The organism is Vibrio sp. 1F169 (genome assembly GCF_041439605.1).
In the GTDB taxonomy this organism is placed as follows: Bacteria; Pseudomonadota; Gammaproteobacteria; order Enterobacterales; family Vibrionaceae; genus Vibrio; species Vibrio tasmaniensis_A.
On record NZ_JBGOOI010000007.1, the window covers coordinates 133,165 to 141,934 of the forward strand.

At 43.1% G+C, this 8,770-nt stretch carries 8 protein-coding genes; 2 read left to right on the forward strand and 6 right to left on the reverse strand.

All coding sequences use genetic code 11. From position 1 onward, the window contains the following. Positions 1-88: 88 nt before the first annotated feature. Positions 89-442 carry a hypothetical protein gene (locus ACED53_RS05015; RefSeq protein ID WP_017099450.1) on the forward strand — a complete coding sequence of 118 codons (354 nt, stop codon included), beginning with the start codon at positions 89-91 and terminating at the stop codon, positions 440-442. 143 nt (positions 443-585) lie between these two features. Here the strand turns inward: ACED53_RS05015 and ACED53_RS05020 are convergent, their stop codons facing one another. The 5 genes from ACED53_RS05020 to ACED53_RS05040 form a co-directional block, all read right to left on the reverse strand. Next, positions 586-1,482: an RNA polymerase sigma factor RpoD/SigA gene (locus ACED53_RS05020; RefSeq protein ID WP_017099449.1), complete on the reverse strand. Its 897-nt coding sequence runs from the start codon at positions 1,480-1,482 to the stop codon at positions 586-588. A gap of 405 nt (positions 1,483-1,887) precedes the next feature. Continuing rightward, positions 1,888-2,220: an Hpt domain-containing protein gene (locus ACED53_RS05025; protein WP_009844988.1), complete on the reverse strand. Its 333-nt coding sequence runs from the start codon at positions 2,218-2,220 to the stop codon at positions 1,888-1,890. Further along, positions 2,214-3,803, reverse strand: a complete 1,590-nt coding sequence (locus ACED53_RS05030; protein ID WP_017099448.1) for a response regulator — start codon at positions 3,801-3,803, stop codon at positions 2,214-2,216. Before ACED53_RS05030 ends, ACED53_RS05025 begins: the two co-directional genes overlap by 7 nt. Before the next feature lie 288 nt (positions 3,804-4,091). Beyond that, positions 4,092-5,642, reverse strand: coding sequence for a DHA2 family efflux MFS transporter permease subunit (locus tag ACED53_RS05035; protein ID WP_017099447.1), 1,551 nt, complete (start codon positions 5,640-5,642; stop codon positions 4,092-4,094). A gap of 3 nt (positions 5,643-5,645) precedes the next feature. Beyond that, positions 5,646-6,710: an HlyD family secretion protein gene (locus ACED53_RS05040; protein WP_009844998.1), complete on the reverse strand. Its 1,065-nt coding sequence runs from the start codon at positions 6,708-6,710 to the stop codon at positions 5,646-5,648. A gap of 128 nt (positions 6,711-6,838) precedes the next feature. Between ACED53_RS05040 and ACED53_RS05045 the strand changes: the two genes are divergently transcribed. After that, positions 6,839-7,741: a LysR family transcriptional regulator gene (locus ACED53_RS05045; RefSeq protein WP_017099446.1), complete on the forward strand. Its 903-nt coding sequence runs from the start codon at positions 6,839-6,841 to the stop codon at positions 7,739-7,741. A 67-nt stretch (positions 7,742-7,808) separates the two neighbouring features. Here ACED53_RS05045 and ACED53_RS05050 read toward each other — a convergent pair. Then, on the reverse strand, positions 7,809-8,770 hold a 962-nt coding region (locus ACED53_RS05050; RefSeq protein ID WP_371692515.1), incomplete at its 5' end, for a glycoside hydrolase.

The following is an 8,770-nucleotide window of genomic DNA, read 5'->3' on the forward strand; positions in this document are numbered from 1 at the left end:
TTTATTTGTTTTTGTCTCGCTAAATAGACTTGAGAACAGATAAAAATGTCCTTAATTATTAGAAGAGTTAATTAAAAGGAGGGACGACATGTATCGATATGTCAGTTCGCCACAAGCGTCGAAATACATCGTGCCACCACCTCAACATCGTGAGTTGTCGAGTGTGGATGTTCCTGAGTCTGAATTGGAGATGCGAGAAATTCTAAATAATTGGTTTGCCGATGGTTTGGCTCCGATTATTCAAAGTGATGGCGATTACATTTCGGCAAGCGACCAAGTGCGATTTGAAAAACTTAGCCGCACGGTTGGCATGTTATTGAGGAACAAAGACTATTACTTTGCCACTAAGCGTATCCTATCTTTGTGGGAGCAAGATTGCCTTGAAACCACCTATGTTAATTACCTCATTCTACGCAGCGAAAGAGGTACTTCGTTAAGGTGATTAAACGCAGCCTGGATTCGCTGACCATGATTGCTTGTTTTGAGAGCTATGATGACTCAAGTTTGCTAAGAAGCAGGCAAACAAAAAGGGCAAGCTTTTGAGGCTCACCCTTGTGATTGTTCTTTAAATGTCTATTTAGCTATTTAGACCCAACCATCAAATTTCAGTCGTTTTTGAATCCTCTCGACCGCTTCTTTCTGCATCTGTCTAACTCGCTCATTAGAGACATTCACATCCAACATTTGTCCAACCTCAGACAGTGTTTTCACCTTGTTGTCGAAGAAACCAAAACGGTGAATAAGAACCTTCTGCAATTTAGGTGGCAGTGTGTTTATGATCTGCTCTAGCGCATGTGTAAATGATTGGTCTTCACAGTCTTGTTGAGGATCGGGGATGTATTCACTTTCGCACTGTTCAAGTACAAGTGGTGCGTGGCTGATACCAACCGTCGTTGTTACGTCAATAAACCCGCTTAACGCAACCAGTTGATCGACACGTTCAGCTTTTACGCCTGAGCTATTCGATAATTCTGAGATCGAGATTTCTTTGCGCATTTTTTTGCTTACATCGAGCTTCTTTGATGCAAGGCTATTAATTTCTTTACACACATGAGCAGGTAAGCGAACGGTACGACCTTTATTCATTAAGGCCGCTTCAATATTTTCGCGAATCCACCACACAGCATAAGTGGAAAAACGATAGCCGGGTTCTGGATCGTACTTATCGATGGCCTTGATTAAGCCAATATTCCCTTCTTCGATAAGGTCGAGCAGTGTGAAGTTGTTGCCTTTGCGTTTTAGATAACTTTTTGCGATTTTTACAACGAGGCGTAGATTCGATTCGATCATGATGTCACGTGCATGTTTGTCACCCGCACGATTCAACTTTGCGTAATACAATTCATCTTCACGCGATAACAGATCAATGCCCACGATATCCTTTAGATAGTGAGCATAAGGTTCTGTAGCAGTTGAAAATGATTCTTTAATGGGAGTTTCATTCGTGAGCCCCTGAAACGCAGCAAAATTGTCATTGTTCATTTCCTTGTCCTTATCTAGCCGACTGAACGTTTTATTTATTTTATTATTATGTCACCAGGTGAATACACTTGGTTTCATTGAAGTGTAGGTAACAGTTTCTTCTTTACCAATAAATAAAATGCAATTTCGTATGTTTATGTCACAAAAAAATCTACAAATATTTAACTATTTTGCATCCCATCGAGTGTGACGGTTTTTTGTTCAAGACATGTATGTAGGAGGTCTATAAAGTGTTGCTATGTTTGAGCTTATCTAGATAAATACCATGAATTTATAGGCGTGGATTAGCTATATCATTGAGAGAGAAAATGATAAGGAAAATGACAAGAGTCGAGGTTCAATGTTTCCAAATACCTCAACTCCTTTGGCTACTAAGTTTCACCACGTAACTCTTAGTTCTATCGACTAATAAGTGCTGAGCACATCATCGATTTGTTGATTGATGATTTTTACTTCGCTGTAGATAACCGAAAGGTCATCCGTTTGAGGTGCTAGTTTATTGGATGTGTTTTGCTCGACTCTTTCTAAGGCCGCTGTAGCTGTTTCTTCGCCGAAGCTGGCTAATATGCCTTTTAATGTATGTACGATAAAATGAAGCTTGCCCCAATCTTGTTGCTGTACCAGTTCTTGTATCTCTTCTAATGAATTGCCATGGTCTTCTTGATACACAGACAATACAGCGAAGATTATTTCTCTGTCATTATCTAAGTAGGCATTTAAGGCATCGATATCTAGCATATAGACTCCTGTTGGCTGTATGTTGAAAATGGGCTAGGCGGCTTACTCGAAAAACCAGATCTTAATGAATCACTAATCCATTGATTCCATTTTGGAGGAAGTTCTAACTGTAAAATTTCTCTTAAATAGTCGTCGCTAAGTTTTTCATCTATATGAGCTTTATGAACGGCATATATATAGTCAAGTTTGGCGGCAACTGAATATGGGTAACTGTGAATATAGTCTTTTAATTCCTGTATTGACCCAAAGTTATCAATGTTTATACAAGTTGAAGGGTCGACATTTTTGGACTCAAGTTTGTGGTTTACTGCTTCTCCACGAGATTTTAGGCATTCCACTGCTAAGTGATAAAGAGAGTACTCCCCAAAATGGACGAGCAGTGGTAATAGTTGATCGAGCAAGTAAGTTGGTTGGCTGTGGAAATTATTCGCTAACAGCGTTGAAGCTCTAATCACTTTTTTGTGGGCAACCTGAGGGCTATTTTCGATGAGCAAGATACTGCTCTGAAACAGGGCAAGGCTGGCTAAAACCTGCTGCTGTTGTTTTACCGGAAGTTTCAGGTTTACTAACTCGGTGAATTGGTTGGCGTGCTCAAGCAAAATACGTTTGTACTTTAGTTGCGTCTCGCGCTGATAAGTCGCTTTTAACGAATTAAAGTGCGCACAAATGGAGTGAATGACATCAATGTCAGCAGCTGAAATATGGGTCGCATACATCTCACCTAACTTTATGATCATACGTGTGTTGTCTGCGTTCTCAGCTAAGTCAATCGCCCTGATTGCACGATGGCTGATACTTGGTGTCATCTCAAATGCACGAATCGCTAATTTCAGAGCAGGAAGCAGCATCTTATGTTTTTCGTAGATACAGCTTAAGCAATCAATGACGCTCAATGAGAGTGGCTGCGCGATCAGAAAGTTGTGGAGCTTATCTATGGCTAGCTCCTGTTTGCCTAAACTGTCGAGAATCAGAGCTTCAGCAACCAGTTTCGTCGGGTGCATGTTGGTTTTCGAGTGGCTAATGACGCTAGAGAGTAATTGCCATTTCTTACCAGAAATTAAATGTTCAATCAGTGTCGCTTCGAATTGAACGCTAGTGCCATTAGGCGAGAGCGCTAATGCTTGAGCCAATTTATCCTGACTGGTGATTGGATATAACTCGTTCAGTTGTGTCAGCTTCTTCGAGATGGACACAGCACTTTGGATCTTTTTACCTAACCTCTGAGTATGAATCGGTTTAGAAACGAAATGGTGTGCCTCACCTGAAAGGGCAGTTAATACCGTTTCTTGCCGCATATCTCCGGAGAGTAAAATTGTCGCAACCGTATGGTCGATGAGCCTATTTCGATACAGAATTCCTAATAGTTCAAAGCCCGTGAAGAATTGCTCTAAGTGGTAATCGATGAGGAGTACATGAAAAGAGTGAGTCTCGACCGCTTTAATTGCTTGTCGATAGTCGGTCGCAATAAAGATGCAATCATGCGCAATGCCCAAGCTCGAGAGTTGCTGCTTTATAAGAATAGTTGCACTCTTGGAGTCGTCGACAATTAAAACTCGTAGGTCAGGTGGTAAGGTCAAATCCATTTTCCTCAATACCAAATGTTATTTTTAATTTAGGCGTCAAGTTGCACATTGTCAAGGTGCCAATATCACAGACAAACACTCAATAAACTATTGGTAATTAAGGAGTATTCGATAGCATTTATGAAAGACTTCAAACGCAGGTTACTTTTACCTGATTTTCGTTGGGCTATACGTGTTTTAGAAATAAAAAAGAGGCAAGCCGATAAGCTTACCTCTCAGTTTAATTGTTCGATTTTTTATTCGAAATGTTGTTCTTTTCTTGAAGCTTTATTAAACAAAACTCTAGCGCTAATCACGCATATTTAGAATCAATACTGCAGCTAAAGCCAAGAACGCCGTCATCATTAAGAACACATCGTTGTAAGCCATGATTGCGGCGTCACGTTGCATTGTGCCAAGTAGGCTAGCTTGCGCTTGTTGCATCGCCGTTGCGGCATCACTGCCAGATTGAATAAAGAACGCTTGTTGATCTTTGAGCGTTTGCCAACCCAATTGGCTAACTGAAGGCAGCGACTCTTTGATATGAGCCAAATGCTCGCGCGTCTTGTTATCTAGCAACGTAGCAATAATCGCGATACTAAATGCGCCCCCTAGGTTGCGCATTACGTTGGTTAAGGTTGAAGCGTCAGGCGTGTCCATTTTGCTGATGTTTTTCATCGCAACCAAAGACAGCGGAACCATAATAAACGGGCTACCGATAGCGCGCAGAACCATGGACAAGATCAACTGTTGGCCACCAAAATCAATCGTCATATGTGTATTCACGTAACAACTGAAGCCAAACATCGCGAAACCAAAGGTCACTAAGTACTTAGGCTTAATGATTTGCGTCAGCTTAGGAACGATTGGGAATATCAACAACTGTGGGAAACCCATCCACATCAAGACTTCACCAATCTCCATCGCATTGTATTGCTGAATTTGAGTGAGGTACATTGGCAGTACATAGATAGAGCCGAGCAATGCCATCCCTAGAATCAAATAGGCGATACAAGACATAGCAAACTGCCCATCCCGCAATAGCCGCAAATTCACCAATGGCTTTTTGTGTTGGAGTTCGTTTATCACGAAGTAAACCAAAGTCACTGCAGACACAATACTCAAGCCTATGATGAAGCTCGAACTGAACCACTCTTCACGGTTACCTTCTTCTAGCACCACTTCTAAACAACCTAGCCCTAACGCCATGGTCGCGATACCAAACCAGTCGGCTTTTTTCAGTGTGCCAAGGTCGAGCTTTTCATCATCCAAGCCATATCGGATCATGGTGATCACAAGCAAAGCCGGCGGAATATTGATATAGAAAATATAGTGCCACGAGAAGTTCTCCGTCAGCCAACCACCAAATGTTGGGCCGATCGATGGAGCAAAGGTCGCGGTTACGCCAAACAGTGCCATACCCACAGCACGTTTGTTAACAGGTAATAACTGAATCACTAACGAGAAAGCAAGCGGGATTAAAGCACCACCACTGAAGCCTTGCATCGCGCGGAATACAATCATCGAGGTCATGTTCCAAGAAAACGAACACAACAAAGATGAAATGGTGAAGATGGCCGTCGTCCACGTGATATAACGGCGTTTACCGAGCGCTTTAGAAAGCCAACCACTGAGTGGGATAGCGATCATCTCTGCGACTAGGTAAGACGTAGAGATCCACGAGCTTTCATCCAAGGTGGCAGACAGCGCACCTTGAATGTCTTTGAGAGACGAGTTGGTGATCTGAATATCCAAGATCGCCATAAACGCGCCGATTAAGCCGCCAAAAAGGGCGATCCAATGGCGTCTCGAAACCTCGTCATCATCATTTGTTTGGGTGACAACACCAGTGTTACTCATGGTCTAGCCTCGTTTATCGATGGTCGCTACCACAGACAAACCAGGGAGCAGTCGACCTTTCAACTCTTGCTGATCTGGAATCGTAATTTTCACCGGTACACGCTGAACGATTTTAGTGAAGTTACCGGTCGCGTTTTCTGGTGGTAGGAGCGCAAACTTAGCGCCAGTCGCAGGGGAGAAGCTGTCTACCACGCCTTCAAGTGGTTGACCCGGAAAGGCATCCAGTTCGACTTCTACGGTTTGGCCTTTATGAATACCGCTTAATTGAGTTTCTTTGAAGTTAGCTTCAATCCACACTTGGTTGTTTGGTACCAAACTCATCAATGGCGCGCCTGCTTGAATCAGCAAGCCTTCACGGACGCTACGTTTACCAATCACGCCATCCGCTGGCGCGTAGACCTTGGTGTAATCAAGGTTAAGTTGTGCTTGATCTCTTTGTGCTTGAGCTTCAGTCACGGATGCGTTTGCTTGTTCGATTTCACTCGCAATCACGATTAGTTGATCATTACTTGCGACAAGGTTTGCTTTTGCTTCTTCAAGTTCTGCTTGGGTGACTTTTTGTTGTGCGACCATGCTGTCGACTTCATCTTGCGAAGCATAGTTACGCTTTAATAAGCTACGAGAACGCACGACTTGTTGGATTGCACGCTCGTATTCAGCTTGTGCGGAATCAACACGGCTCTCAGCTTGATTTATTTGGCTACGTTGTAACGTTTGTTGAGCGATAAGGTTGTGTACGCTTGATTGAACGACGCTTAAATGCGCATTCGCCTGAGCAAGTGCAGATTGGTAATCACGATCATCAATTTGAACCAACAAGTCACCTTGTTTAACCGATTGGTTATCACTCACGTAAGACTTAACAATATAACCCGACACCTTCGGGCTTATATTAGTGATGTCGCCTTGCAGGTAGGCATTGTCGGTTGACTCGAAGTACTGGCCATAGCCATACCAATATCCAGCGCCAGCTAAGCCTAATGACAGCATGATCGCAGTAGCAATAAGCGGAGCTTTTTTACGTTTTTTTGTGCTTACTGATTGCGAAGCGTTATTGTTCTCTGTCATTTTTTATTTCTCATTTTGTTTTTATTTAGATGTAACGAATTGTAAATGAATTCGATTGATTGATAAGATAGGAAAAAAGGGAAACACTGTTGCAAAAATCTTACTAATATAGCTTTGGGAGAAGTACGATGGACTTAAATGCTGTGACTGTTTTTACACAAGTTGTTGATTGTGGGAGTTTCACGCACGCAGCTGAAGCATTGAACATGACCAAGTCGACCGTCAGCCGAAAGCTTGACGAGCTAGAGCAGCACCTAGGTGTGAGGTTGATCACTCGTTCGACACGAAGTTTAGTCTTAACTCCAGAGGGTGAGCGCTTTTATCAGTCGAGCATGCAGATGCAAGAGATTATGAACCAAGCAGAATTAGAAGTTTCAGCAAATCAAGACCTGATTCGTGGCCCTTTAAATGTGGTGCTCCCCGTAGAATTAGGCCACCAAGTATTAGCGCAATACATTCACAGTTTCTTAAAAGAACACCCGAATGTGACGATGAATTTAGAATTAACCAACCGCGAAGTCGATATAATCGCTGAGGGGATCGACCTTTACGCGCAAATTGGTGAGTTGGTGGATTCGAGCTTGGTTTCTCGCTACCTCACAACATCAAAGCGTGTATTGGTAGCTAGCCCTGAGTATTTAGAACAGTTTGGTGAAATTTCTTCACCCGATGATCTTAAACCGCCATTCAGAATGATTGAGGTCGTCAACAAGGCGGCGCGTCTACCTAAGTGGCATTTGCAATTAGAAGGCGGTGAGTCGATTTTGATCGATCTGCCGTGTCAGTTACGGGTGAATACCATCACGGCATGCCTAACAGCGTGTGTGGATGGGCTCGGCTTGGCGGTGCTTCCTGAATTCATTTGTCGGGAACACTTCAAGACAGGTAAGCTGATTCGTTTGTTACCTGAATATGAGATGCCAGAAGTTTCAGTAAGCCTAGTGTATGCAGACAGGCAGTTGATGCCGAAACGTAAAAAGGTCTTTATCGACTATCTACTGACTGCCTTTCAAAATAGGAAGCAAAAGTAACGGGGAAAACCTTAGCGGTTAAGTGCTTAAGCTTCCTATTATTCGTTTTGTCTAAACCGTATCGAAGCTAACTATGATTGGGCTGCCAGTCGACGACTTGCCCATTCGCCAATATAGCTTTGACCGATAGGGCAGCAATATCGATACCGTTGTAACGAAATGCCTTGTTAGAGAAGTTGGCAATGATCTTACTCCCGTCACTGAACTCGGTTTGTTGAACTTCGCCGCTTTTGTCTAACCAGTCGAAATCGACTAACTGTTTATCCCATAACTGTTCGTGCATCGGTTCAAAGCCATCTTGATAGTGTTTGAGTGCTTTGATCCTTGGACTTGAACTTGATAAAGCTTCATCTCTGGTCAAGTGAACCATCGGTGGTGTGTTGTACAACATGGCGGTTAAGTCTCTTTCTGCTTGTACATTAGTGAACTTAAGGCTGTCTGAGTGCCAATGGTGCGTATTGATTACTTCATCATGGAAAACGGCTTGGTAAAGCGGAATTCGATATTGAGGCGAAAACAGCAATGACTTGTAGGGTTCTTTGACCTTAGCTGACTTGAAGAAAAAGTCAGGTTTATGGTCTGGGTACCAACGACCTAAGTAATAGGGAGATCGGCGATTCTCTTTCATGTCTTTATCTGTCCAACCAAAACCAACCGTTTCTAAGCCGTGCGCAAACGCGATGCCTTTTGTTGTTAGGCTGTTGCCGTCTTCAGAGCCTAATACTAACGATGGTTGCTCGCTTAGCCACTGCATTCGGTTGTTGAAGGCAGAAAGCATATCCGTCTCACTGCTATTATCGCTGTAGTCCTCACGCGCCATCGCAGTCGCATCAACATCTAGGAACAGGCTATTGAAGTGACCAAAACGCATGATGTCTACGGCGCGCTGTTTTACATAATCCAAATGGCAATTCGGGTTCAAGTAAAAACCGTTACCTCGAAACCCTTTTTTTAGGTTCATCGCGGCTTTCCGGGGAAAGCCGCTTTTATCTTCAAGAAGAAGTAGTCTGTATCTCGATACCCATACCC

Bases quoted from the DNA above. Each gene is read 5' to 3' on its own strand.
- ACED53_RS05015 (WP_017099450.1), top strand. From the start codon at position 89: ATGTATCGATATGTCAGTTCGCCACAAGCGTCGAAATACATCGTGCCA.
- ACED53_RS05020 (WP_017099449.1), bottom strand. From the start codon at position 1,482: ATGAACAATGACAATTTTGCTGCGTTTCAGGGGCTCACGAATGAAACT.
- ACED53_RS05025 (WP_009844988.1), bottom strand. From the start codon at position 2,220: ATGCTAGATATCGATGCCTTAAATGCCTACTTAGATAATGACAGAGAA.
- ACED53_RS05030 (WP_017099448.1), bottom strand. From the start codon at position 3,803: ATGGATTTGACCTTACCACCTGACCTACGAGTTTTAATTGTCGACGAC.
- ACED53_RS05035 (WP_017099447.1), bottom strand. From the start codon at position 5,642: ATGAGTAACACTGGTGTTGTCACCCAAACAAATGATGATGACGAGGTT.
- ACED53_RS05040 (WP_009844998.1), bottom strand. From the start codon at position 6,710: ATGACAGAGAACAATAACGCTTCGCAATCAGTAAGCACAAAAAAACGT.
- ACED53_RS05045 (WP_017099446.1), top strand. From the start codon at position 6,839: ATGGACTTAAATGCTGTGACTGTTTTTACACAAGTTGTTGATTGTGGG.